24 protein-coding genes are annotated in these 24,264 nt (G+C 63.2%); 18 read left to right on the forward strand and 6 right to left on the reverse strand.

Annotated elements, in window-relative coordinates:
* The first annotated feature begins 78 nt into the window (after positions 1-78).
* The 7 genes from AC3WQS_RS07535 (at position 79) to secA (ending at position 9,638) form a co-directional block, all read left to right on the forward strand.
* Positions 79-720, forward strand: a complete 642-nt coding sequence (locus AC3WQS_RS07535; protein WP_019747780.1) for a dTMP kinase — start codon at positions 79-81, stop codon at positions 718-720.
* Between the two features lie 116 nt (positions 721-836).
* On the forward strand, positions 837-1,514 hold the full coding sequence (mtrA, locus tag AC3WQS_RS07540) for an MtrAB system response regulator MtrA (protein ID WP_003941013.1): 678 nt from the start codon (positions 837-839) through the stop codon (positions 1,512-1,514).
* Positions 1,511-3,250 carry an MtrAB system histidine kinase MtrB gene (gene mtrB / locus AC3WQS_RS07545; protein WP_019747781.1) on the forward strand — a complete coding sequence of 580 codons (1,740 nt, stop codon included), beginning with the start codon at positions 1,511-1,513 and terminating at the stop codon, positions 3,248-3,250. The genes mtrA and mtrB overlap by 4 nt, the downstream gene beginning before the upstream one ends.
* Entirely contained in the window at positions 3,247-5,025 is a 1,779-nt protein-coding gene (gene lpqB, locus AC3WQS_RS07550; RefSeq protein ID WP_019747782.1) for an MtrAB system accessory lipoprotein LpqB, read from the forward strand. The genes mtrB and lpqB overlap by 4 nt, the downstream gene beginning before the upstream one ends.
* A 51-nt stretch (positions 5,026-5,076) precedes the next feature.
* A complete protein-coding gene (locus tag AC3WQS_RS07555; protein WP_355332465.1) occupies positions 5,077-5,808 on the forward strand; it encodes a ComF family protein in 732 nt (243 codons plus the stop codon).
* A 175-nt stretch (positions 5,809-5,983) separates the two neighbouring features.
* Positions 5,984-6,664 carry a ribosome hibernation-promoting factor, HPF/YfiA family gene (gene hpf, locus AC3WQS_RS07560; protein WP_003940893.1) on the forward strand — a complete coding sequence of 227 codons (681 nt, stop codon included), beginning with the start codon at positions 5,984-5,986 and terminating at the stop codon, positions 6,662-6,664.
* Between the two features lie 130 nt (positions 6,665-6,794).
* Positions 6,795-9,638, forward strand: a complete 2,844-nt coding sequence (gene secA / locus AC3WQS_RS07565; protein ID WP_046378336.1) for a preprotein translocase subunit SecA — start codon at positions 6,795-6,797, stop codon at positions 9,636-9,638.
* 52 nt (positions 9,639-9,690) lie between these two features.
* Here the strand turns inward: secA and AC3WQS_RS07570 are convergent, their stop codons facing one another.
* Complete coding sequence (locus tag AC3WQS_RS07570; protein WP_046379867.1) at positions 9,691-10,284, reverse strand: Rv3235 family protein; 594 nt, start codon at positions 10,282-10,284, stop codon at positions 9,691-9,693.
* Between the two features lie 55 nt (positions 10,285-10,339).
* Here AC3WQS_RS07570 and AC3WQS_RS07575 point away from each other — a divergent pair, with 55 nt between their 5' ends.
* The 6 genes from AC3WQS_RS07575 (at position 10,340) to AC3WQS_RS07600 (ending at position 16,570) form a co-directional block, all read left to right on the forward strand.
* The gene (locus AC3WQS_RS07575) at positions 10,340-10,765 is read left to right on the forward strand and encodes an HAD-IA family hydrolase (protein WP_099697343.1); all 426 of its coding nucleotides are present in this window, start codon (positions 10,340-10,342) and stop codon (positions 10,763-10,765) included.
* Positions 10,759-12,168, forward strand: a complete 1,410-nt coding sequence (locus AC3WQS_RS07580) for a WS/DGAT/MGAT family O-acyltransferase (protein WP_003940935.1) — start codon at positions 10,759-10,761, stop codon at positions 12,166-12,168. The genes AC3WQS_RS07575 and AC3WQS_RS07580 overlap by 7 nt, the downstream gene beginning before the upstream one ends.
* A gap of 23 nt (positions 12,169-12,191) precedes the next feature.
* On the forward strand, positions 12,192-12,692 hold the full coding sequence (locus AC3WQS_RS07585) for a DUF6912 family protein (RefSeq protein ID WP_020969223.1): 501 nt from the start codon (positions 12,192-12,194) through the stop codon (positions 12,690-12,692).
* A gap of 92 nt (positions 12,693-12,784) precedes the next feature.
* Positions 12,785-13,903, forward strand: coding sequence for a ferredoxin reductase (locus tag AC3WQS_RS07590; protein ID WP_492712691.1), 1,119 nt, complete (start codon positions 12,785-12,787; stop codon positions 13,901-13,903).
* Between the two features lie 24 nt (positions 13,904-13,927).
* Positions 13,928-15,190, forward strand: coding sequence for a fatty acid desaturase family protein (locus AC3WQS_RS07595; RefSeq protein ID WP_020907111.1), 1,263 nt, complete (start codon positions 13,928-13,930; stop codon positions 15,188-15,190).
* A gap of 138 nt (positions 15,191-15,328) precedes the next feature.
* Positions 15,329-16,570, forward strand: a complete 1,242-nt coding sequence (locus tag AC3WQS_RS07600) for a fatty acid desaturase family protein (protein WP_019747790.1) — start codon at positions 15,329-15,331, stop codon at positions 16,568-16,570.
* A 92-nt stretch (positions 16,571-16,662) separates the two neighbouring features.
* Here AC3WQS_RS07600 and rsgA read toward each other — a convergent pair whose 3' ends face one another.
* Both rsgA and aroA read right to left on the reverse strand, forming a co-directional pair.
* Positions 16,663-17,700: a ribosome small subunit-dependent GTPase A gene (gene rsgA, locus AC3WQS_RS07605; protein WP_007731200.1), complete on the reverse strand. Its 1,038-nt coding sequence runs from the start codon at positions 17,698-17,700 to the stop codon at positions 16,663-16,665.
* The gene (aroA, locus tag AC3WQS_RS07610; protein ID WP_020969225.1) at positions 17,649-18,962 is read right to left on the reverse strand and encodes a 3-phosphoshikimate 1-carboxyvinyltransferase; all 1,314 of its coding nucleotides are present in this window, start codon (positions 18,960-18,962) and stop codon (positions 17,649-17,651) included. The genes rsgA and aroA overlap by 52 nt, the downstream gene beginning before the upstream one ends.
* A 49-nt stretch (positions 18,963-19,011) precedes the next feature.
* Between aroA and AC3WQS_RS07615 the strand changes: the two genes are divergently transcribed.
* Positions 19,012-19,764, forward strand: a complete 753-nt coding sequence (locus AC3WQS_RS07615; RefSeq protein ID WP_070386889.1) for an SOS response-associated peptidase — start codon at positions 19,012-19,014, stop codon at positions 19,762-19,764.
* 3 nt (positions 19,765-19,767) lie between these two features.
* On the opposite strand, the gene AC3WQS_RS07620 is transcribed toward AC3WQS_RS07615, so the two are convergent.
* Positions 19,768-20,481, reverse strand: coding sequence for an SIMPL domain-containing protein (locus AC3WQS_RS07620; RefSeq protein WP_021332569.1), 714 nt, complete (start codon positions 20,479-20,481; stop codon positions 19,768-19,770).
* A 24-nt stretch (positions 20,482-20,505) separates the two neighbouring features.
* On the reverse strand, positions 20,506-21,000 hold the full coding sequence (gene ybaK / locus AC3WQS_RS07625) for a Cys-tRNA(Pro) deacylase (protein ID WP_031330963.1): 495 nt from the start codon (positions 20,998-21,000) through the stop codon (positions 20,506-20,508).
* Between the two features lie 207 nt (positions 21,001-21,207).
* Between ybaK and AC3WQS_RS07630 the strand changes: the two genes are divergently transcribed.
* Complete coding sequence (locus tag AC3WQS_RS07630) at positions 21,208-21,906, forward strand: sigma-70 family RNA polymerase sigma factor (RefSeq protein ID WP_019747795.1); 699 nt, start codon at positions 21,208-21,210, stop codon at positions 21,904-21,906.
* Complete coding sequence (rsrA, locus tag AC3WQS_RS07635) at positions 21,903-22,184, forward strand: mycothiol system anti-sigma-R factor (protein ID WP_003940722.1); 282 nt, start codon at positions 21,903-21,905, stop codon at positions 22,182-22,184. The genes AC3WQS_RS07630 and rsrA overlap by 4 nt, the downstream gene beginning before the upstream one ends.
* Positions 22,185-22,287: 103 nt before the next feature.
* Here rsrA and AC3WQS_RS07640 read toward each other — a convergent pair whose 3' ends face one another.
* Entirely contained in the window at positions 22,288-22,362 is a 75-nt protein-coding gene (locus AC3WQS_RS07640; RefSeq protein WP_022597109.1) for a 50S ribosomal protein bL37, read from the reverse strand.
* Positions 22,363-22,498: 136 nt separating this feature from the next.
* On the opposite strand from AC3WQS_RS07640, the gene AC3WQS_RS07645 reads away from it, so the two are divergent.
* Both AC3WQS_RS07645 and AC3WQS_RS07650 read left to right on the forward strand, forming a co-directional pair.
* The gene (locus AC3WQS_RS07645; protein WP_007731208.1) at positions 22,499-22,714 is read left to right on the forward strand and encodes a biotin/lipoyl-binding carrier protein; all 216 of its coding nucleotides are present in this window, start codon (positions 22,499-22,501) and stop codon (positions 22,712-22,714) included.
* Between the two features lie 8 nt (positions 22,715-22,722).
* A complete protein-coding gene (locus tag AC3WQS_RS07650) occupies positions 22,723-24,225 on the forward strand; it encodes a sensor histidine kinase (RefSeq protein ID WP_019747797.1) in 1,503 nt (500 codons plus the stop codon).
* Positions 24,226-24,264 lie beyond the last annotated feature (39 nt).

Here is a 24,264-nt window from a genome sequence, read left to right on the forward strand (position 1 = left end):
CGGCGATTCGTCGCTGAGAATGTAGTGCCCGCCGTCCCCCGGTCTGCGCAAGCAGGCCGGGGGATAGGCTTGTCCGCCGTGGGAACACTGGTGGCATTGGAAGGCCTCGACGGAGCTGGAAAGCGAACGTTGATCGGCAAAGTGGAGACCGAACTCCGCCGCGGCGGCACGTCGATCGCGACTCTGGATTTTCCGCGGTACGGAAAGTCGATCCACGCGGATCTTGCTGCCGAGGCGCTCAAAGGATCACACGGAGACCTGGCCGAATCCGTGAACGCGATGGCGGTCCTGTTCGCCTTGGACCGCGCTGGTGCTGCGGATCGGATCTCGGAACTGTTGTCCACCAACGACATTGTTCTCCTCGACCGCTATGTTGCCTCCAACGCTGCCTACAACGCGGCGCGCGTGCATCAGGGCGTGGACGGCGAGATGGTCGCCTGGATCCGTGAATTGGAGTTGGGTCGTCTCGCTCTCCCCGCTCCCGACCTGCAGCTGTACCTCGACGTGCCGGTAGCTCTGGCCGAGCAGCGCGCCCGCTCCCGTGAGGCCCAGGACGCGTCGCGTCAGCTCGACGCCTACGAGCGCGACGGCGGTCTGCAGGCCAGAACCGGTGAGCTCTACAAGCAGTTGGCAGCGACGAACTGGGCCTCACCCTGGTGGATCGTGGGGCCGGAGACGGACCCGGCAGATCTGGCACGCAGGCTCGCGGATTTCGCGTGATCGGTCACCCTGGCAGCCGGGATTCGAACTTTCCGGCACAGTAGAGGGAAAGACGCGGCACGCCGCACGGCCTCGTAACGGTCTGATTCATCGCTCCGAGATGCAACGATAGGGATATGAAACCAAGGATTCTGGTTGTCGACGACGACACGGCACTCGCCGAGATGCTCACGATCGTGCTGCGTGGTGAGGGTTTCGATCCCTACGTGGTGGGCGACGGAACCCTGGCGCTCGCGGCAGTGCGTGAGACGCGCCCCGATCTCGTCCTGCTCGATCTCATGCTTCCCGGAATGAACGGGATCGACGTATGCCGGGTTCTGCGTGCGGATTCCGGTGTGCCCATCGTGATGTTGACGGCCAAGACCGACACCGTCGACGTCGTGCTCGGCCTCGAATCCGGTGCGGACGACTACATCATGAAGCCGTTCAAGCCGAAGGAATTGGTGGCGCGAGTTCGCGCTCGCCTGCGCCGCACCGAAGAGGAACCGGCCGAGCTGCTGAGCATCGCCGACATCGTGATCGACGTTCCGGCGCACAAGGTCAGCCGCGGCAGCGAGCAGATCTCGCTCACACCACTCGAATTCGACCTGCTGGTCGCATTGGCGCGCAAACCGCGCCAGGTGTTCACCCGTGAAGTCCTCCTCGAGCAGGTGTGGGGATACCGCCACGCCGCCGACACCCGTCTGGTGAACGTGCACGTTCAGCGTTTGCGCGCCAAGGTCGAAACTGATCCCGAGAATCCCGAAGTGGTTCTGACGGTCAGGGGGGTCGGCTACAAGGCCGGACCGCCGTGAGCGGAGTTTCCAGGTGGCGTCGTCGTCTCAACCGACGGCTGACGCCATTTCTGCGGTGGTGTCACTCGATGAGCAACACCCTCGCGCACACGTGGCGACGCTCGCTCCAGTTGCGAGTGGTCGTCTCGACTTTGACGCTGTCCTTGATCGTCATCGTCATTCTCGGTGTCGTGCTGACCAGCCAGATCACCGATCGACTGTTGGAAACGAAGATCACCGCGGCAACCGAAGAAATGGACCGTGCCCGCGGCATCGTCGAAGACCAACTCGCGGGTGTCGACGATTCGACGGCGCTCAACGTTCAATTGGAAAGCGCTGCATCCGGACTGACGAGCCGTCGAAACCAGACCTCGGGCCAGGCCTCCGGGTCGGCCGGCACCTTCGACCCGGTGCTCATCGTGCCCGGGGACGGGCCGCGCCAGCCGACGAGTTCGGGACCGGTCGATCAAATCCCAGACAACCTGCGCGAGTTCGTCAAACGCGGCCAGATCAGCTACCAATTCGCGACGGTGTCCAACCCGAACGGTTACTCCGGTCCCGCGCTGATCATCGGTAGCCCCACCGCGTCGTCGATATCGGGACTCGAGCTGTACCTGATCTTCCCGCTCGCAAGCGAAGACCGGAGTCTGTCGCTTGTTCGAAGCACCCTGCTGATCGGTGGAGCCGTGTTGCTGGTGCTCCTGGCTGCGATTTCGCTGTTGGTTGCCAGGCAGGTCGTGCTTCCCATCCGATCGGCCTCACGAATCGCGGTGCGTTTCGCAGACGGCCGACTCAAGGAACGAATGCCGGTCCGCGGCGAGGACGACATGGCGCGCTTGGCCATGTCCTTCAACGAGATGGCCGAGAGTCTGTCCAAACAGATCACCCAGCTGGAGGAGTTCGGCAGTCTCCAGAAACGCTTCACCTCCGATGTCAGCCATGAACTCCGCACACCTCTGACCACGGTCCGCATGGCCGCCGACCTGATCTACGACGGCAGCGAGAACCTCGACCCGATGCTGCGTCGGTCGTCGGAACTGCTTGTCGCCGAACTGGACAGGTTCGAGGGGCTTCTGGCGGACCTCCTCGAGATCTCCCGCCACGACGCCGGTGTCGCGGAACTCGCATCCGAACAACTCGACGTGCGTATGTGTGCGCGAGCGGCCGTTTCCACGGTTCGCCATCTCGCCCGCGAATCCGGCACCGAATTGATCGTGGACATGCCGGACGAGCCCGTCATGGCGGATGTCGATCCGCGCCGCGTCGAACGCATCCTGCGAAATCTCCTGGCCAACGCCATCGACCACGGTGAGGGGAAGCCGATTCTGCTTCGCCTTCGCGCCGACGACAATGCCCTCGCCTTCATCGTCCGCGACAGTGGCGTCGGGTTGCGTCCGGGCGAGGAGAAGTTGGTCTTCAACCGGTTCTGGCGCTCGGACCCGTCCCGCGTGCGCCGCAGTGGCGGCACCGGACTCGGCCTCGCGATCAGCGTCGAAGACGCGAATCTGCACGACGGCAAGCTCGAGGCCTGGGGCGAACCGGGAGTCGGCGCCTGCTTCCGGCTGACGCTCTCGCGCACCCGTGGCAAGAAAGTCGTGTCGAGCCCACTACCACTCAAGCCGACGACCACAAAGTTCGTCCGCACGCCGAGCGAAGCCGACATCGTCGCCGATACCGTCGGCGAGGTCACGTCGTCCCTGCCGACTCCGCGCGAATCGGACTCGCGGAACGAGTCCAACGGTGGGGATCGATCATGATCGAAACCCGCCGCCGTCTGGCACTTCTCGCAACAACGCTCAGCGTGCTGTTGCTGACCGGCGCGTGCGCGAGTTTGCCGGAATCCTCCTCGCCGCAGGCAATCGGAACTCTGGCAACAGCTGTGCCCGGAACCTCCGTCGAATCACCGGCATCGGGGCGAGAGCCGGACTTGCTGGTACGTGACTTCGTCAAGGCGAGTACCGATCCGTCCAACCGGCATGCCGCAGCCCGTCAGTACCTCACCAAAGACGCCTCGGCGCGCTGGGACGACGCGGCCAGTGCCGTCATCGTCGACAAGATCGACACCCTGTCGGCGTCGCGAACCAGTTCCGAAGCGGTGTACACGATTCGTGTGAACAAGGTCGGTCGCCTCGACCCCGGCGGGCTGTACGTCCCCGAAGAGGGCAGCTTCGAAGCGAAGATGACGCTGACGTTGACCGATGGCGAATGGCGTATCAGCGATCTGCCACCCGGCGTGATCATGGAGCGTCCGCAGTTCCTCGGCGCATATCAGCGGAAGTCGTTGTTCTTCCTCGACCCGACCAGCCAGACAGTCGTCCCCGACCTTCGCTGGATCTCCGGCGGACAGGACCAGGTGGCAGCTCAGCTGATCGGCCTGATGATCGACGGACCGAAGGCAGCGCTGGCGCCGGCTGTACGAAACGAACTCGGCAATGGCGTGTCGGTGATCGGTCCGATCACCAAGGCCGACGGCAAGCCGGGACAGGTCGGAGTCGGTCTCGGCGGTGTGCGCATCAACTTCCGTCTGGACAACCCGATGGATGCTGCGACGCGCGGTTTGTTTGCAGCGCAAGTCATCTGGACGCTCGCCAATGCCGATGTCGCGGGACCGTACGTTCTGGAGATCGACGGCGAACCGCTGGACGCTGCTCATGCGGAAGGCTGGACCACCGCCGACGTCGCGTCCACCAACCCGCTGGCCACCACGAGTGCGACCGTCGGACTGCACGCACTGCGCAACGGTTCACTGGTGAGCGTCAGCGAGCAGGAGGCGACTCCGGTGCCCGGTTTCGCGGGCAATGCGGGCAACCTCACGGCGGCTGCTCTCTCGCGGGACGGCAAGTTGGTCGCAGCCGTCGCAGACACGGCTCGGCCGGATCCAGCCACCCGGTTCGACTTGTCGCTCGGTACATACGGCGATGGTTCCGCTCCGGTGCTCGAAGGCAGCGCCATCACCCGACCTTCGTGGGAGCTGGACAACAACGCGGTCTGGGCGGCCGTGAACGGCAATACCGTCGTTCGGGTCGTCCGCGAACCAGGAACCGGTCGGGTGTCGGTCACCAACGTCGATGTCGGGGCGTTGACGTCGGTCGGCTCCACGATCTCGGAATTGCGTCTCTCTCGCGACGGCGTGCGAGCCGCGATGATCATCGACGGCAAGGTCTACCTGGCCGTGGTCGTGCGCACACCCAGCGGGGTCTACGCCCTGACGAGTCCGCGTGCGGTGGCGTCCGGCTTGGGCAGTACCGCGCTCTCACTCGACTGGAGCAACAGCGACACCATCGTGATCGCGCGCAGTGGAGCCGACATACCGGTCGTCCAGGTCGCCATAGACGGTTCACGAATGGACGCGCTGCCGAGTGGAAACCTGACCGCTCCCGTCACCTCCGTGGATGCGTCGCCGACCACCGAGTACGTCGCCGACGCGCGTGCGGTGTTCCAACTGAACAACAACGACCCCGCCGGGGATCGACGCTGGCGTGAAGTGACTGTGCTGACCGGACAGAAGGCGATTCCGGTTCTACCTGGCTGACGTCTCTGTGCTCTGGTGCATGTCTGTGCTCTGATGCATGTCTGTGCTCTGATGCATGTCGGTGCTCTGATTCATGATTCGGCCATGGGGGACAAGAAATTCGGTGCCGGATTGCTCGATCTGCTGTTGCCACGCGAGTGTGGTGGGTGTGGCCGCACGGGGACGCTGTGGTGCGGTGAGTGCGCGGAACTGCTGCGTGACCATCCGGTTCAATTGAGTCCGCGCGTAGACCCGGGCGTGCCGGTCTGGGCACTCGGCCGCTACGACGGCCCAAGGCGGCGCAGTGTGATCGAGATGAAGGAACGGGGTCGTCGGGACCTCGCGATGCCTCTGGGGATCGCTGTGGCCGGCGCATTGGCCACTCTGGAACGGTGGGGCGAGGTCGGCGTCGTGAGTCGCAATCCGATCGTGCTGGTGCCGGCTCCCACACGCGCCCGAGCGGCGCGTTCTCGCGGGGGTGATCCGGTTCGCCGGATAGCCGAGAGTGTGCGCGAAAAGCGGGAAGTTGGTTCCGTCGAGGGGCGTCCGGTACGTGTCTGTCCGATTCTCCGGATGACGCGAGGCGTACGTGACTCGGTCGGACTGTCCGCGGCCGACCGGGTGACCAATGTGAACGGTCATGTGTCTCTCGACACCACTGCAGTCTCTTCGATTGTCGGGGACGGCGACATCGTCCTGCTCGACGACGTCCTGACCACGGGAGCGACTGCGGCAGAGTCGGTTCGGGCTCTCGCGCTCAGTGGGATTCGGACAACTCTCGTGCTTGTTCTTGCAGGGGCTTAGATGAATTTCGTTGGAACAGTGGCACTCGCGCGCGTTACGTACTAGCGTCGGCGGCACACCCGAAAATACTGGTAGGAGGTGGTACTTCGATACTGGTGCCGGGCGGATCCCCTCTCGGTACTTGCAGAATTTGCCGCCGCCCACCGTGGGGCGGGGCCGTAATTGGGAGGTACGAGTGACGACCCCTTCGCAAGCCTCGTTTTTCATCGAGGACGCCACCATCGAGCGTTCCGAGAATGCCGCAGCTCCGAGATCCGACGTCGTAGTCAAGGGACGAAATGTCGAGATCCCCGATCACTTCCGAATCTACGTTTCGGAAAAGCTGGCGCGACTCGAACACTTCGACCCCTCCATATTCCACTTCGACGTGGAACTTCAACATGAACGCAACCGACGACAGGCCAAGAGTTGCCAGCGCGTCGAGATCACCGCTCGAGGTAAAGGCCCGGTGGCCCGAGCCGAAGCGTCCGCAGACAGCTTCTACGCCGCCTTCGAATCGGTGATCGACAAGCTCGAGAGTCGCCTCCGTCGAACCAAGGACCGCAAGAAGGTCCATTACGGCGACAAGCGACCGGTGTCCGTCGCGGAGGCAACCGCCTCCCTCGTCGACGCAGACTCACTCGGAGTCACACCGGACATTTCGCTGAACGGCCAAGAGCCGGACGAGTACGACGGCCCGGGACGCGTGGTCCGCACGAAGGATCACCCGGCCGAGCCGATGACCATCGACGACGCTCTGTACGAGATGGAATTGGTCGGACACGACTTCTTTCTCTTCCATGACAAGGAGTCGGACAAGCCGTCCGTCGTCTACCGTCGTCACGCTTTCGACTACGGATTGATCCGCCTGACATGACCCAATCGGTGGTGGGTTTGCTCGCTCGCCGCCGGTAGCGCCTACCATGGAATCCGGCCGGAGTTTTCGGACCCCGGCCGGATTTTCAGTGTGTGACCCCTGTCGCCGAAGATTGAGGACGAAGAAGACTGTGCCGTCGCTGTCGCTATCGAAGCTGCTCCGTGTTGGTGAAGGTCGCATGGTCAAGCGGCTCAAGCACATCGCCGAGCATGTGGAATCTCTGTCGCCCGATGTCGAAGGCCTGACAGACGAGCAACTCAAAGCCAAGACCACCGAGTTCCGTGAGCGCTATGCCGCGGGGGAAACTCTCGACGAGTTGCTGCCCGAGGCATTCTCCGTGGCCCGTGAGACGTCGTGGCGCGTGATCAACCAGAAGCACTTCCACGTGCAGATCATGGGTGGCGCGGCCCTGCACTTCGGCAACGTCGCCGAGATGAAGACCGGTGAGGGCAAGACTCTGACGTCGGTTCTTCCGGCTTATCTCAACGCGATCGCCGGTGACGGCGTCCATGTGGTCACGACCAACGACTACCTCGCCAAGCGTGACTCCGAGTGGATGGGTCGCGTTCACCGCGCCCTCGGCCTCGAGACCAGTGTGATTCTCTCGGGCATGACGCCGGCTGAGCGCCGCGTCGCCTACGCAGCCGACATCACGTACGGCACCAACAACGAGTTCGGCTTCGACTACCTGCGCGACAACATGACGCATTCGCTGGACGACCTGGTCCAGCGTGGCCACGCGTTTGCCATCGTCGACGAGGTCGACTCGATCCTCATCGACGAAGCCCGAACCCCGCTCATCATCTCGGGCCCGGCCGACGGCTCCAGCAAGTGGTACAGCGAGTTCGCTCGCATCGCGCCGCTGCTGAAGAAGGACGTCCACTACGAGGTCGACATCCGCAAGCGCACCATCGGTGTGCACGAGGCGGGCGTCGAACTGGTCGAGGACCAGCTCGGTATCGACAACCTGTACGAAGCCGCGAATTCTCCGCTGGTGAGCTACTTGAACAACGCGATCAAGGCCAAGGAGCTCTACACCAAGGACAAGGACTACATCGTCCGCGACGGTGAGGTCATCATCGTCGACGAGTTCACCGGCCGCGTGCTGGTCGGCCGTCGCTACAACGAGGGCATGCACCAGGCGATCGAGGCCAAGGAGAAGGTGGAGATCAAGGCTGAGAATCAGACTCTCGCCACCATCACGCTGCAGAACTACTTCCGTTTGTACGACAAGTTGTCGGGCATGACGGGTACCGCCGAGACGGAAGCTGCCGAGCTTCACCAGACTTACACCCTCGGTGTGATCCCGATCCCGACCAACCGTCCGATGGTCCGAGTCGACAACGGCGACCTCATCTACAAGACAGAGGAAGCCAAGTTCGACGCGGTGGTCGACGATGTCGTCGAGCGCCACGAGAACGGCCAGCCCGTCCTGATCGGTACCACCAGCGTCGAGCGCTCGGAGTACCTGTCCAAGCAGTTCACCAAGCGCGGCGTTGCACACAACGTCCTCAATGCGAAGTTCCACGAGAAGGAAGCGACCATCATCGCCGAGGCCGGTCGCTCCGGTGCGGTCACCGTCGCGACCAACATGGCCGGCCGTGGTACCGACGTCGTTCTCGGTGGTAACCCGGACATCATCGCGGACATCGCGCTGCGCAAGAAGGGCCTCGATCCGGTCACGACGCCGGACGAGTACGAAGCAGCCTGGGACGCAGTCCTGGACGAGGTCAAGGCTGAGGTCAAGGCAGACGCGGAGAAGGTCCGCGACGCCGGCGGCCTGTACGTTCTGGGCACCGAGCGTCACGAATCGCGTCGTATCGACAACCAGTTGCGCGGTCGTTCCGGACGTCAGGGTGATCCAGGCGAATCGCGGTTCTACCTTTCGCTCGGTGACGAGCTCATGCGTCGCTTCAACGGTTCGGCCCTCGAGTCGATCATGACGCGCCTCAACCTTCCCGACGACGTCCCGATCGAAGCCAAGATGGTCTCGAAGGCCATCAAGAGCGCTCAGACTCAGGTCGAGCAGCAGAACTTCGAAATTCGCAAGAATGTCCTCAAGTACGACGAGGTCATGAACCAGCAGCGAACGGTCATCTACAAGGAGCGCCGCCAGATCCTCGAGGGTGAGGACATGGAGGGCCAGGTCGAGCAGATGATCACTGACGTGGTCACCGCCTACGTCGACGGTGCGACCGCCGAGGGATACGTCGAGGACTGGGATCTCGAGCAGCTGTGGACCGCGCTCAAGACGCTCTACCCGGTCGGCATCGATCACAAGACGTTGGCAGGGGAGGACGGCGCAGGCATCAACAGTGACCTGAGCCGTGACGATCTGCGAACCGCTTTGCTCGAAGACGCCCACGCGGCGTACAAGAAGCGCGAAGCCGAGATCGATGCGATCGCCGGCGAAAACGGTATGCGTGAACTCGAGCGTCGTGTCTTCCTCTCGGTCCTGGACCGCAAGTGGCGAGAGCATCTCTACGAGATGGATTACCTCAAGGAGGGAATCGGTCTGCGTGCGATGGCCCAGCGCGATCCGCTGGTCGAGTACCAGCGCGAGGGTTACGACATGTTCATCGGCATGCTCGACGGATTGAAGGAAGAGTCCGTCGGATTCCTCTTCAACCTGCAGGTCGAGGCAGCTCCGGCGCAGCCCGCGAGCGGAATCTCCGTCACGGCCGGCTCGGCCGCTGCGGCGTCCGCCACGGCGCCCAAGCCGCTCCCGACGCAGGAAGCCGCAGCCAGGACAACCGGAACTGCTGCCCCGACGGCGTTGCGCGCCAAGGGACTTGACGACGAAGGTCCGTCGCGATTGACGTACACCGGCCCGGACGAGGACGGCAAGGCGAAGGCAACGCGTGACTCGGCCGCCGACTCCGGTGACGGGGCGGCCTCGCGCCGCGAACGTCGTGAAGCAGCACGGACGCAGTCGAAGAGCAATCGAGCTCCGAAGTCCAAGCGCAAGCGCTGAGGTTCAGTACAGCTGAGCTACCAGCGCAGTTAGTACTCAGCAGGCTGGACGGTCACACCACGTGTAGTGCGGTGACCGTCCAGCCTGTTCCGTCTGTATGGTCGATCCGACCCGCGACGGCAAATGTCTGCGTGCCTCGTGTGTACGTCGCACAGACTTCGGCGGTACTCTTCGATACTGCTTGAACGTGGGTGCGGTGAACGGCCGCGCCGCCCAGCTTCCGGGCCGAAAATTCCGAAGTATAAAGTCGCGAAACAACTTCCAGGACGGACGGCGTCAATACGCCCTTGAGTTGCCGCGGATTTCGTCGCCGGTCGACGGTTTCGAGAACCAGGCGAAGTGATCGGTTCCAGAAGATGTCGGCACCCGCCAACTGCGGTTCCAGCACGTGAGTGAAACCGGCACTGGACGACGTCCCGTTGTGTGGTGTCTTTCGTGGGCGACGCAGCATTCGGTCGGTTCGGCACTGCGCTCGGTCGGGTCGGCACTGCGGCCGCGTAAGCGCGACGGTATGCGCGTGAGGCTCGAATTGTGGTGCCGGCTCGAGAATGATTGTGCAGTCCTGCTCCATGACATCCCCCCGGATGATCGTGCGTCCGAGATGGTCGTCTCGGACTTCGCTCCCCCGAGCGATGGTGAGAAGCATGACACGAAACGCTCGAGATGTCGCCGTGATCACCATCGCGACTTAGGGTGATGGCGTGCGGGGACTTCTGTTGGATGTCGGTGGCGTGCTGTTCGGTCCGGGATCGGATCTCGACGGCTTGAGCGCGGTCGTGCGCGCGGTGAAGGCCCGCGGAATCGTGACGGGAATCGTCAGCAACGATCCCGGCGGTGCCAATGCTCAGTGGTTGCGGGATCTCGGAGACGGGGTCTTGGTCGACGACGTGATCTTGTCCGGTGATGTCGAGATGGCGAAGCCCGACGCCGAGATCTATCTGTTGGCGGCGAGTCGTTTGGGCGTCGAGCCGGAGGACTTCGTTTTCGTGGATGATCTCGAAATCAACGTCCGGGCGGCGGTGGCAGTCGGGATGGTCGGGGTCCACCACGTCGGCTCGGAATCGACCATCGAGGAGTTGTCGATTCTGTTCGATCTCGGCGACGGAGGGGGCACGAAGCCATGGTGAACAGACTGACGACTCAGGATGCTGCTTTCTACTTCCTCGAAGCCGGGACGACGCCGATGCATGTCGGCTCGTTGGGGATCTTCCGGCAACTGCGAAACGGGATCGATCACGAGGAATTGCTTCGTCTGGTCGAAGAGCGGCTCGGATCGGTTCCGCGTTACCGCCAGCGAGTGCGTGAGGTGGCGTTCGGCCTGGCCCGCCCCGTCTGGGTGGACGACTCGGATTTCGACATCACCTATCACGTACGCCGATCGGCTCTGCCCAAACCAGGTTCCGACGAACAGCTGATGGATCTGATCGCGCGGCTGACGTCGAGACCACTCGACAGCACGAGGCCGTTGTGGGAGATGTACCTGGTCGAGGGGCTGACCAGAAACAGATTTGCCATCTTCACGAAGTCTCATTCGTCGTTGGTGGACGGCGAGGCGGCTCCAGAGATCAGTCAGGTGATCTTCGATCCGGAGAAGAATCGAGCGCCAGGCCCCGAAGAATTGTGGATGCCCGCCAGGCCGCCGAGCGATACCAGCCTGTTGGTCAGTGCAATGGCAGATCTCGTGACGAGCCCGGGGGAGGGGATCGCACGGGCGCGTGCAGCGTTCAACGACGTGACCACATCCGTCACCGAGGCTGTGAGTGCACTCGGGAAACTCGCAGAAGTGGTTCGAACGGCGACCCAGGTGGCCCCGTCGAGCCCGCTCAACGCCACCATCTCGCGCAATCGACGCCTTGCGGTGGCCAAGACGTCTCTCGAGGACTATCGACGTATTCGCGCGCGGTACGGGTGCGAGATCAATGACGTGATTCTCACCGTCATCGCAGGTGCGATGCGGAACTGGCTGCTCTCGCGTGGTGAGCCGGTGACCGAGGCGACCATCGTGCGGGCGATGGTGCCCATGTCGGTGTACACGGACGGCCCCGAGAGTCCCGACGTCGACGATCCGCAGGCGCCGGGGCATGTTTCCTCGTTCCTCATCGACCTGCCTGTCGGTGAACCCAACGCGGTTGTTCGGCTCTCTCACGTGGCGCATGCGACGGAGGCATTCGCGCGTCAGGGTCGGCGGGTCACCGCGCAGACGATGGTGCGAATGTCCGGGTTTGCGCCGGCGACGCTGCATGCGATGAGCTCCCGTGCGGCCAGTAGTCTGTCGCAGCGAATGTTCAACTTGATGATCACCAATGCGCCAGGGCCACAGTTCCCGCTCTACCTCGGTGGGGCTCGGATGCTGGAGATGTATCCGGTGTCGCCACTGCTCAAGAATCAGACACTCAGCATCGCCCTGACGTCGTACGACGGAAATGTCTACTACGGTTTGAATGCCGACCGTGACGCGATGTCGGACGTCGACGTCGTTCGTTCGCTGATCTTCGAGTCACTCGAGGAATTGACGGATGCGAGTCGGTGACGAACGAGCATGAAGGTGGTCTCATGAGGGTGTACGTACCGGCGACGGTCGAGATTTTGCAGAAGTTGGTCGCAGATCAGGAGTTCGACCCGATGAGCCGGACGGCTTTTGCGGTCACCCCGACTCTGCGTGAGTCGTACGCGGCGGGCGATGACGACGAGTTGGCCGAGGTCGCCATGGGTGAGGCTGCGCGTGCGTCGCTGCGGCTGATCGCCGGAACGGAGGGTGACGTCACCTTCCGGCGTGCTGTCGTTGCCGCCGACGTCGACGATGCAGATGTGAAGTTGCGTCCCGATCTCGACGATTCTGTAGTTCGATTGGCGGGTCCTGTGACGATGGCTCAGGTTGCATCTGTGCATGTCGACCTCGAACAGGCAGAATCGGACATCGAGCGCGCTGCTGGCATAGTCGACGCGGCGGATCTCGGTGACGCCGATGCCGAGTTCACGCTCGGCGACGCGGAGGACCACGAGTTGGCGTGGTACGCCGCGCAGGAGTTGCCGTTCTTGCTCGACCTGCTGTGAATGTGCTTACCGTGAAGTAACCTACGGTACCGTAACCTGATAACCTACGGTACCGTAGGCAGTGGGTTCGGAAGGTGAGAGGTGGAGGTCTGATGGGTCTGAAGGACTGGATCGAGGCACCGGCAGCGTCGGTAGTTCCGGCAGCGCGGTCGAAGCTCAATCTGCTTCGTGGTGCGGCGGCTCGGCTGACCACACCATTGCTTCCCGACGACTATCTGCACCTCGCAAATCCGTTGTGGTCTGCCCGCGAGCTGCGTGGACAGATCGTCGAAGTCCGGCCCGAGACCACGGATTCGGCGACCATTCTTATCAAGCCTGGTTGGGGATTCGACTTCAATTACCAGCCGGGGCAGTACATCGGAATCGGTCTGCATATCGACGGCCGCTGGCATTGGCGGTCGTACTCACTTACTTCGCCTCCCAACTGGGAGAACAAGCGCATTTCCATCGCGGTCAAGGCCATGCCAGAGGGCTTTCTCTCGAGCCACCTCGTCAGCGGGGCCGTGCCGTCGGGAACCATCGTTCGACTGGCCACGCCTTCGGGCAACTTCGCCTTGCCGGATCCGCCGCCGGAGAAGATCCTGTTCATCACCGCCGGCAGTGGCATCACTCCCGTCATGGGTATGTTGCGGACGATGAACCGGCGCGGTCAATTGCCCGACGTCATGCACATCCACTCGGCGCCGACGGAATCCGACGTGATGTTCGCCGACGAACTCACGGCACTGCACGCCGAGCACGAGGACTTCGTGAGTCACGTTCAGCTCACTCGCCGCGACGGAAAATTCAAACTCAGTTCTCTCGACACGGTCTGCCCCGACTGGCGTGAGCGCCACACCTGGGCGTGTGGACCCCTTCCGTTGCTCGACGAGCTCGAAGACGTCTGGAAGGCGGAAGGCATCGAGGATCGACTCCATATGGAGCGATTCGCGGTTTCACGCATCGACGCCTCGGCGGACGGCGGCACGGTCACGTTCGAGAAGTCGGGTAAGACGATCACCGTCGACGGCGCGACGACGCTTCTGGAAGCCGGCGAGCAGTCCGGCGCCTTGATGCCCTTCGGTTGCCGCATGGGCATCTGCCAGACGTGTGTCGTGCCTCTCGTCGCCGGCCACGCAATCGACCTACGCTCGGGAAAACAGCACGCGGAGGGCGAGCGGATTCAGACGTGCATCTCCGCTGCCGCCGGCGACTGTACGCTGGACGCATAGCTTCTAGGCACACGGAGGACCACGGTGGCCATCACCGATATCAAAGAGTTTTCGCACCTCACCGAGGCCGATGTCGAAGCTCTCGGACGTGAACTCGATCAGATTCGACTCGACATCGAAGACTCTCGTGGAATCCGGGACGCCCGCTACATTCGTCGCGTCATTCGCGTCCAGCGGGCGTTGGAACTCGGTGGGCGTATCGCGCTGTTCGGCAGTCGGTACCGACCGGCATGGCTGGTCGGGACGACCCTGCTGAGCCTGTCGAAGATCATCGAGAACATGGAGCTCGGGCATAACGTCATGCACGGGCAATGGGACTGGATGAACGATCCCGAGATTCACTCCGTTTCGTGGGAGTGGGATCAGACCGGTCCTTCCGAGCACTGGAAGCGTGCCCACAACTACCAGCACCACACGTACACCAACGTCGTCGGGATGGACGAGGACCTCGGTTTCGGGATCCTGCGTATGACGCGTGACGAGCCGTGGAAGCCGATCAACCTCTTCCAGCCGATCGCCAACGTGATCTTGGCGGCCACGTTCGAGTGGGGCATCGCGCTGCACGACCTCACGGCGGCAGCCGAGTTGGAGGGCGCGGAAAAGGGGCAACTGAACTCGCAGGCGAACAAAGACTTCGCGCGCAAGATCTTTCGTCAGGTGGGCAAGGACTTCATCTTGTTCCCCGCCCTGACGGGGCCAGCGTGGAAGTCGACGATGACGGCCAATGCCACCGCGAATCTCGTGCGCAACCTGTGGGCGTACGTTGTCATCTTCTGTGGTCACTTCCCGGACGGCGCCGAGAAGTTCACCGTTGCCGAATTCGAGCAGGAGACTCGTCACGAGTGGTACCTGCGCCAGATGCTCGGTAGCGCGAACTTCAATTCGGGCAAGCTCATGGGACTCATGAGTGGCAACCTGAGCTACCAGATCGAGCACCACGTCTTCCCTGATCTGCCGAGCAACCGCTACCCCGAAATTGCCGTGAAGATGCGTGCATTATGTGAGAAGTTCGATCTCCCGTACACCACCGGTTCGCTCTTCAAGCAGTATCTCCTTGCGCTGCGCACGATCCACAAGCTGGCCTTGCCGGACAAGTGGCTGACTGCGACCTCGGACAATGCTCCGGAAACGTCCTCGGAACTACGGTTCCGTGACTCAGGGTTCCGGGACGCAGCCATGGCGATGGTCGAGGACCTGCGTACCGATCCGGTCACCGGCAAGCGCCTCGGATTGTTGACCGCACTCAAGTCGCAGGCGCGTTCTCGCATGCCGAAGCGCCGGAAGTGATATAGGTTACATCGGGAAAAACCTAACCTACGGTGCCGTAAGTTACGCTACAGTAGGTGCAGTTGATCTGAACGATTCGAAGTCATGATCGTTCTGCACTTACTACTTTGCGCCTAACTCACTGCTAGGAGGCTTTCCATGGCGATTGCAGATGTCAAGGAATATGCACATCTCACGGACGCCGACATCGAGGCGCTCGGCCGCGAACTCGACGCGATTCGTCGCGACATCGAGGAGTCGCGCGGAGAGAAGGACGCGCGCTACGTGCGCAACGTCATTCGCCTGCAGCGTTCACTCGAAATTGGCGGCCGCGCAGTGCTTTTCGCCAGCCGTCGCCGTCCGGCGTGGCTCGCCGGAGTTGGCCTGCTGACGCTCTCGAAGATCATCGAGAACATGGAACTCGGGCACAACGTGATGCACGGTCAGTGGGACTGGATGAACGACCCGGAGATCCACTCCACCTCGTGGGAGTGGGACGTCACCGGTCCGTCTGCGCACTGGAAGCAGACCCACAACTACCTGCATCACAAGTACACCAACGTCCTCGGAATGGACGACGACGTCGGATACGGACTCCTGCGCGTCACCCGCGATCAGCGATGGAAGCCCTTCAACGCCGGCAATCTGGTCTACAACACGCTGCTCGCGCTGTTCTTCGAGTACGGCATCGCCGCACAGCACCTCGAGCTCGGCAAGGTGGCCAAGGGCCGCGCCGACAAGGAAGAGACCCAGCGCAAGCTCCGCGAGGTCGGCGAGAAGATCGGCAAGCAGGTCCTGCGCGACTACGTCATCTACCCGGCCATCACCGGCCCGGCGTGGAAGAGCACGTTGTCGGCCAACTTCACCGCCAACACCCTGCGGAACGTGTGGACCAACGCGGTCATCTTCTGCGGTCACTTCCCGGACGGTGCCGAGAAGTTCACCAAGGAAGACATCGACAAGGAAACGCAGGCCCAGTGGTACCTGCGTCAGATGCTCGGTAGCGCCAACATCGAGGGCAGCGCGCTCATGGACTTCATGACGGGCAACCTGAGCTACCAGATCGAGCATCACTTGTTCCCCGATCTGCCCAGCAACCGCTACAAGGACATCGCGGTCACGGTGCGTCAGCTCGCGGACAAGTACGACCTGCCGTACACGACGGGCCCACTTGCCGTGCAGTACGCCAAGTCCTGGCGCACCATCGCCAAGCTGTCGCTGCCCAACAAGTACCTCAAGGACACCGTCGACAATGCGCCCGAGACGGCGTCGGAGCGGATGTTCGACGGCGAACTGACGTCGACTGTCGATCCCGTGACCGGGCGTCGTAACGGTCTCAAGAGCGCCATCGCACGTAAGCGCAAGAGTGGAAAGCTGCGCAGCCTCCTCGGCCTGCGCTGATTTCCCGCCTGCGCTGACCAGACACAACAAGCGGCCCGACACCATTCGACATGGTGCCGGGCCGCTTTGCTGTTCTCGCTAAGGGGTGTCGCTCAGTACTGATCGTTGGACTTGATCGCTTCCAGCAGTTGTCGCACAGCGACGACGCGTCGAGCGGATTTGCCCTCCAGCAGGTCGAGCTTGCATTCGGGGTCTGCCGGCGGCCCGAGGTGCGTGCATCCGCGCGGGCAATCCTCGATCGCCGCAGCGAGATCCGAGAATGCAGCCACCACGTTCTCGGGCGAGATGTGCGCCAGACCGAACGAACGGATGCCAGGGGTGTCGATCACCCAACCGCCACCGGCGAGGGGGAGTGCCACCGATTGCGTCGATGTGTGCCGGCCCTTGCCGACGCCGGATACGATGCCGACCGCTCGATTGGCATCGGGGACAAGGCGATTGACCAATGTCGATTTTCCGACGCCGGAATGTCCGATCAGGGCGGTCAACTTGTGCTCGAGGATCTGCGTCAGTTCGTCCAGGGGGTCGTCGCGACCGGCGACGACCACTTGGATGTCGAGGTCGGCGAAAGTGCTCGCGAATTCCTCGGGTGGTTCGAGGTCGCTCTTGGTCAGACAGACGATCGGTGTCAGGCCACCCACGTAGGCGGCGACCAGTGCGCGCTCGACAAAACCGGTGCGCGGTGGGGGATCGGCGAGTGCCACGACGATGAGCAACTGCTCCGCGTTCGCGACGACGATGCGTTCGAAGGGATCAGTGTCGTCGGCCGTCCGTCGCAGAACCGTTGAACGCTCGGAAACCCGGACAATGCGGGCGAGGGTATCGGTTTTGCCGGAAAGATCGCCGACTATGTCCACCTGATCACCGACGACGATGGGGGTTCGGCCAAGTTCGCGGGCACGCATCGTGACGATCAGTCGGTCGGGATCGCCGCCGAGGACGCAACCCCAACGGCCACGATCCTTCGACACCACCATCCCCGATTCGGCCGAGAGATGTTCGGGCCGAGTCTTCGTACGGGGGCGGGATCCGCGGCCGGGACGTACCCGGACGTCGGACTCGTCGTACTGCCGCGGACTCAGAAGCTTGCCTTCGGTGTCGCCGGCGAACTCTCGAGCATGTCGATCCACATGTTCTCGAAGCCGGGCAGTGTCTTGGCTGTGGTTCCGACATCGTCGACGTCGACGCCGTCGACGACCAGGCCGATGATGGCGCCGGCTGTTGCCATGCGGTGGTCGGCATACGAGAGCCATTGTCCGCCATGGAGTTCCGCGGGAACGATCGTCAGGCCATCGTCGGTTTCGGTGACGGAACCGCCGAGCTTGTTGATCTCGTCGGCGAGGGCGGCCAGGCGGTCGGTCTCGTGCCCGCGCAGGTGTGCAATACCTCGTAGATGCGAGGTGCCCTCGGCGAGAGCGGCCAGGGCCGCGACGGTGGGGGTCAGCTCTCCCACGTCGTGGAGGTCGATGTCGATGCCGCGCAGTTTCTCCGGGCCGCGAACGGTCAGCACGCCGTCGGCAAGAGTGACGTCGGCGCCCATCGAGGCGAGGATCCCGCGGATCGCGTCGCCGGGCTGCGTCGTCGACGACGGCCACATCGGGACGCTGACGGTTCCGCCGGTAACAGCGGCTGCGGCCAGGAACGGTGTGGCGTTGGAGAGATCGGGTTCGATCGCCCAGTCCACGGCGCGCACCGGCCCCGGTGCCACCCGCCACGTGTCTGCGTCTCCGCCCGTGGCTGGTGTCGTCACGGAGACTCCGGCTTGGCGGAGCATCTCGACGGTCATGTCGATGTGTGGCATGGACGGGACGGGCTTGCCGTCGTGGTGGACGGTGACACCCTCTTCGAAGGCGGCAGCCGAGAGCAGCAGACCGGAGACGAACTGCGACGAACCGGATGCGTCGATGGTGACCGTTCCTCCGCGTAGGGATCCGGTTCCGGTGACGGTGAACGGGAGTGCGTCACCCTCGATCCGAGCGCCGAGACCGCGCAGTGCCTCCAAGATGGTGCCGAGGGGGCGGGTGCGTGCTTGCTCGTCGCCGTCGAAACGGACGATGCCGTCGGCCATCGCGGCGAGCGGCGGCAGGAAGCGCATCACGGTGCCGGCCAGGCCGCAGTCGACCTCGCCGCCGCGCAGGGGCCCAGGGGTGATGCGAAGCGTGGTCGGATCGCCGGCTTCCTCGACGCCGATGCCGAGGTCACGCAGAGCTGCGATCATCAGGTCGGCGTCACGGCTGCGAAGTGCACCGGTAATCGTGGACGGGCCATCCGCAAGTGCGGCAAGAATCAGAGCTCGATTGGTGATGGACTTGGATCCGGGCAGCGTCACCACTGCATCGACGGGTGCTTGGGCCCTCGGGGCGCTCCACAGACTCAGACTCACATGGTCCATCTTCTCTCATCGGTGGGGGAATGGTCGAAACCGTGCCACCCTGGGTGTCATGTGCGGAAGGTATGCGACCACAGCGGACCCGGCCACCCTGGCGGTGGAACTCGATGCGCTCGACGAGACGGACCACTCGGCGCCCGTCGAAGCCGATTACAACGTGGCCCCCACGACCGAGGTGTTGACCGTCGTCGAACGCCACGATCGGGAAAACCCCGACAGCGATCCGACCAAGAGGATTCGGCGGATGCGATGGGGATTGGTGCCGTCGTGGACCAAGGAACTGGGCAAAGGCCCGGTCCTGTTCAACGCCCGCGCCGACTCGCTGGCGGAGAAGCCGGCGTTTCGGACCGCCTTCAAGTTCAAGCGTTGCCTGGTCCCCATGGACGGGTGGTACGAGTGGCAGACCGAGGCCACCGGCGGGAAAAAGGCAGCGAAGATTCCTTACTACATGCACCCCGACGACGGATCACGGCTGTTCATGGCGGGCGTGTGGTCTGCCTGGCGGGACCCGAGGGTCGAGAACACGAGCCCCGTCCTGAGCTGCTCGATCGTCACAGTCGACTCTCTCGGTCACCTCGAGCAGGTTCACGACCGCATGCCCCTCGCCCTGCCTCGTGACCGCTGGGAGGCGTGGCTCGACCCCGACAACACCGTCGATTCGGCTCTGCTCGAACCGGTACCGGACCTCTTCGAGCGGATCGACGTCGATCGAGTCCGGCCGCTGGTCAACAGTGTCAAGAACAACGGGCACGAGTTGATCGAGCCGGACGTCGACCGTGCCGGCGAGCAGATCAGCCTGCTCTAGTGGTCAGCCGAGAGCCCAGGTAACGGTCACCTCGAACGAGACCTGCTGGGTTCCCGGGGCGAGAACCATGTCGGACATCGAGGCGTCGGGAGCGCGCATGGTCTGACCGCCACTCGTGTCGTGTGCCTCGGTGATGGTCACGACGTTCTCGAGCGACGTACCGGACAGATCCGCGTACTGCTCGGCACGGTTCTTCGCGTCCTCGAAGGCCCGGGTGCGAGCGTCGGCCAGAAGCTGAGAGTCGTCGTCGATGGCGAAGGCGACGTTGCCGAGCCGTGCCGCGTTTCCGCCCGCCGCGATGCCGGCGTCCAGGACAGAAGAGGCCTTGTCGAGATCGCGCACGACGATTCGTACCGAGTTGGTTGCCCGGTAGCCGGTCACGTTGCCGCCGACGAACGGTCCGCCGCTGGCGTCGTACTGCGGCTGGACGGACAGATCGCTTGTCTGCACGTCCTCGGGGGCCACACCGGCGGCGACTATCGCGTCGATCATCTGACGGGCCTTGTCATTCGCCTCCGAGACCGCTCCCGATACATCCGGGGCAACCACCTCGATGCCGATGTCGGCATTGAGGATGTCCGGCGCCCCGCGGACCTGCCCTGATCCGACTACCGTGACTTCCTTGGCGGCATTGTCCGAACTCCCGCAGGCCGTCAGCGAGACGGTGAGAGCTGCCGCTGCAGCGGTCAGTGCAAGAGTTTTCAGGTGTGGTCGCATGGTGAGACCGTAGCGACCGGATACTCAGCCCGCCGTGATTTGCGCCGTGACCGCGCCACTCAACTGCGCGAGGTCCGTCGGAGCCAGCTCGATCTCGAGCCCGCGTCGACCGGCGCTGCAGAGAATGCGGTCCCAGTCGAGCGCCGACGCATCGATCACGGTCGGCAGTTTCTTGCGTTGGCCGAGCGGTGAGATACCGCCGAAGACGTAGCCGCTCGAGCGCTCGGCTTCGGCGCGATCGGCCATGACGGCTTTGCTTGCACCGAGGGCAGCGGCTGCGGCTTTGAGCGAGAGCTTGTTCGGGACCGGCAGGACCGCGACGGCGAGCTTGCCGGTGTCGAGTTTGACGACCAAGGTCTTGAAGATCTGTGCGGCCTCGACGCCTGTCGACTCTGCCAGTGCAGTGACCGCCTCGTCGCCGAAAGATTCGGCGCGAGGATCGTGGTCGTAGCTGTGAACGCGGTGCGGTGTCTTCGACTTGTCGAGAAGTACGGTCGCAGGGGTCGCTGTTCCGGCCATGAGGAACACCCTATGTGGATCGCCGACAGGTACATCCGACCAGGCCGGGAACAGAGTCGCAGACTCCCGTGTTGGTACCAGTTGATGAAACTTGTCCCGAGAAGCGAAGGAGCGACCGTGCTGGCTGTGTGTGAGCCACCACCGGCCCGTGGGTCGGATCTTCAGTTGGCGGTAACCTTGATCCCTACGGCTAGTGAAGGGATCAGAGTGCTGGAACACGACCGGCCCAAGGACGAACCGTCAGGGGTAACTGAACCTATCGACGGCGCTGTGTCCGAAACGCCCGAAACTGCGGATGAGTTGATTGCCCGGTTCGAGCGCGACGCGCTCCCGCTGCTCGACCAGTTGTACGGCGCTGCCCTGCGCATGACGCGGAATCCGGCTGATGCCGAGGATCTCGTGCAGGAGACGTACGTCAAGGCGTACACCGCTTTCCGTTCGTTCCGTGCCGGTACCAACCTGAAAGCCTGGCTGTACCGGATTCTCACGAACACCTACATCAACTCGTACCGCAAGAAGCAGCGCCAACCCGCGCAGTATCCGACGGACGAGATCACCGACTGGCAGTTGGCTGCCACCGCCGAGCACACCTCGACGGGGCTGCGATCGGCCGAGGTGGAGGCGCTCGACGCGTTGCCTGACGACGACATCAAGGCGGCGCTGCAGTCGCTTCCCGAGGAATTCCGTATGGCCGTGTACTACGCCGATGTCGAAGGATTCCCGTACAAGGAGATCGCGGAGATCATGGGCACACCCATCGGAACGGTGATGTCGCGACTGCACCGTGGTCGCAAGCAATTGCGTGGTCTTTTGGCCGATGTCGCAAAAGACCGGGGATTCAATCGGGACGGCGCGGTCGACACAGCCACAGTCGCAGCCACCGAGACGGAAGGTGTCACACGATGAGTGAGCAGGACGAATTCGAAAGGCTCGACTGCTCGGCAGTCATCGCCGACGTCTGGTTGATGCTCGACGGTGAATGCGACGATTCGAGTCGTGCTCGCCTGCAGCGTCATATCGACGATTGTGGATCGTGCCTCGAGGCCTACGGGATCGAGGAGAAGGTCAAGAGCCTGATCAACCGTAAGTGCGGTGGAGACCACGCGCCGGAAAGCCTGCGTCAGCGGCTCACCGTCGAGTTGCGTCGGACCATCGTCATAACGACTACCGAAACCGACAGCTAGCCCGTCAGCGAAGATCTGAGCGGCAGCAGTCGGAAGGCAGTAACGTCCGAGGGGCGGGGAAGCAATGCTTCCCCGCCCCTCGGACGTTTTGTTGCGCTACATGTCAGGCGTTTGGACGCTTGCCATGGTTAGCGGCGTTGCCCTTACGGCTGCGCTTCTTACGACCACGCTTACCCATGATTGGTCTCCCTTCTGTTTCTTTCGCGTCATTGTTTCACGCCGATGCCGGTGTGGTTCCATTGGCAGGTCGATCGAGTGATCCGTCGACGTATTTTCGTGGTCAGAGTGCAGTTCCGACAGAAGTGAGGTTCACGATGGCAGAAGACGTGCGCGCCGAGATGGTTTCGACGGTCTACCAGGTCGTCGTGAGCGAGGGAGACGTCGTTGCGGACGGCGACACCCTGGTCATCCTCGAATCCATGAAGATGGAGATTCCCGTCCTGGCCGAGGTTCCGGGAACGGTGACGACGGTGGGCGTCAAGGTCGGCGACGTGATTCAGCAAGGCGATCTGATCGCCGTGATCTCCTAAGCCGGACGATGTCCACTCTCAGTGACCTCCTCGCCGAACACACCGATCTTCCCGGTGCGGCGGTCGACCATCTCCAGCGCGTCGTGGGGGAGTGGCAACTGCTCGCCGACCTCTCCTTTGCCGACGTTCTCCTGTGGGTGGGCACCGAATCGGAGAAGAACCGATCCGAGGGGACGGTCATCTGCGTCGCGCATTGCCGGCCGACAACGGCATCGACGGCTTTTCCGGAGGACGCGGTCGGAACGGTCGTTTCCGAGTCCGAGCACCCGCAGGTTCTTCGCGCTCTCGTCGAGGGCCGCGTCGTGCGCGGGGAAGACGAGACGTGGCGTGAAGGAATGCCGCCGCGTCGGGAAGCCGTTCCGGTGCGTCTGGACGGGCGAGTCATCGCGGTTCTGAGCCGCGACACCAACCTGTCGCACCAGCGAGCGCAGAGTCCGCTCGAGCTCGCGTATCTCGATTGCGCCGAAGACCTGTGTCAGATGATCAGCGACGGAACCTTCCCGATCCGAGAATCGCGCTCCGACACGAACTCGAGCCCACGTGCGGGCGACGGCTTCATCCGTCTCGATACCGAAGGCACCGTCGTCTATGCCAGCCCGAACGCGCTCTCGGCCTATCACCGGATGGGTCTGAGTTCGGATTTGGTGGGCCAAGACCTCGCGGCGTTGACCCGTTCGTTGGTCACCGACCCGTTCGAGTCTCAGGAAGCTGCGGGATACATCCGAGATACGTTGGCGGACAAGCCCGGTCGCCGTATGGAGATCGAGGCGCGCGGGGCGACCGTTCTGCTGCGAGCCCTGGTTCTCAAGCCGGGCGGCCGGCATGTCGGTGCGGCGGTCGTCGTCCGCGACGTCACCGAGGTCAAGCGTCGTGATCGCGCTCTCCTGAGCAAGGACGCAACCATCCGCGAGATTCACCATCGAGTGAAGAACAACCTGCAAACCGTCGCGGCGCTTCTGCGTCTACAGGCCAGGCGAACCGGCAACGACGAAGCGCGACAGGCGTTGACAGAGTCGGTGAGGCGCGTGACGTCCATCGCCCTCGTTCACGACACCTTGTCGATGTCGGTGGACGAAGAGGTGGATCTCGACGAGGTGATCGACCGGTTGGTTCCCATGCTCTCCGATGTCGCGGGAGTGGGTGTGCCGGTGGCGATTCGGCGTGAGGGCAGTTTCGGAGTGTTCTCCGCCGAGCGCGCCACCCCGCTGGTCATGGTGCTGACGGAGTTGGTGCAGAACGCGATCGAGCACGCTTTCGATCCGGGAGTGACCGGCACGGTCACACTCAGCGCCGAGCGTTCTGCGCGCTGGTTGGACGTGATCATCCACGACAACGGGCGCGGCCTGCCGGAGAACTTCGACCTCGAGAAGTCCGATCGGCTCGGACTCCAGATCGTGCGGACTTTGCTGGGCGCCGAACTCGGTGGCTCGCTCGGACTGCACCCGGGAAGCGGTGGCGGCACCGACGCGGTTCTGCGTGTGCCGCTCGGTAGACGCACTGCGCGTTACTGATTCGAGCAGCGTTAGCGATTCGAGCAGACAAAAAGCCCG

Source organism: Rhodococcus sp. FW305-130, assembly GCF_058788335.1.

Coding starts and splice junctions, on each gene's coding strand:
- AC3WQS_RS07615 (WP_070386889.1), top strand. CDS start 19,012: ATGTGCGGAAGGTATGCGACCACAGCGGACCCGGCCACCCTGGCGGTG.
- AC3WQS_RS07580 (WP_003940935.1), top strand. CDS start 10,759: ATGGTGAACAGACTGACGACTCAGGATGCTGCTTTCTACTTCCTCGAA.
- AC3WQS_RS07555 (WP_355332465.1), top strand. CDS start 5,077: ATGCATGTCGGTGCTCTGATTCATGATTCGGCCATGGGGGACAAGAAA.
- AC3WQS_RS07590 (WP_492712691.1), top strand. CDS start 12,785: ATGGGTCTGAAGGACTGGATCGAGGCACCGGCAGCGTCGGTAGTTCCG.
- AC3WQS_RS07645 (WP_007731208.1), top strand. CDS start 22,499: ATGGCAGAAGACGTGCGCGCCGAGATGGTTTCGACGGTCTACCAGGTC.
- AC3WQS_RS07620 (WP_021332569.1), bottom strand. CDS start 20,481: ATGCGACCACACCTGAAAACTCTTGCACTGACCGCTGCAGCGGCAGCT.
- lpqB (WP_019747782.1), top strand. CDS start 3,247: ATGATCGAAACCCGCCGCCGTCTGGCACTTCTCGCAACAACGCTCAGC.
- AC3WQS_RS07585 (WP_020969223.1), top strand. CDS start 12,192: ATGAGGGTGTACGTACCGGCGACGGTCGAGATTTTGCAGAAGTTGGTC.
- AC3WQS_RS07600 (WP_019747790.1), top strand. CDS start 15,329: ATGGCGATTGCAGATGTCAAGGAATATGCACATCTCACGGACGCCGAC.
- ybaK (WP_031330963.1), bottom strand. CDS start 21,000: ATGGCCGGAACAGCGACCCCTGCGACCGTACTTCTCGACAAGTCGAAG.
- aroA (WP_020969225.1), bottom strand. CDS start 18,962: ATGGACCATGTGAGTCTGAGTCTGTGGAGCGCCCCGAGGGCCCAAGCA.
- rsrA (WP_003940722.1), top strand. CDS start 21,903: ATGAGTGAGCAGGACGAATTCGAAAGGCTCGACTGCTCGGCAGTCATC.
- mtrA (WP_003941013.1), top strand. CDS start 837: ATGAAACCAAGGATTCTGGTTGTCGACGACGACACGGCACTCGCCGAG.
- AC3WQS_RS07650 (WP_019747797.1), top strand. CDS start 22,723: ATGTCCACTCTCAGTGACCTCCTCGCCGAACACACCGATCTTCCCGGT.
- AC3WQS_RS07570 (WP_046379867.1), bottom strand. CDS start 10,284: ATGCTTCTCACCATCGCTCGGGGGAGCGAAGTCCGAGACGACCATCTC.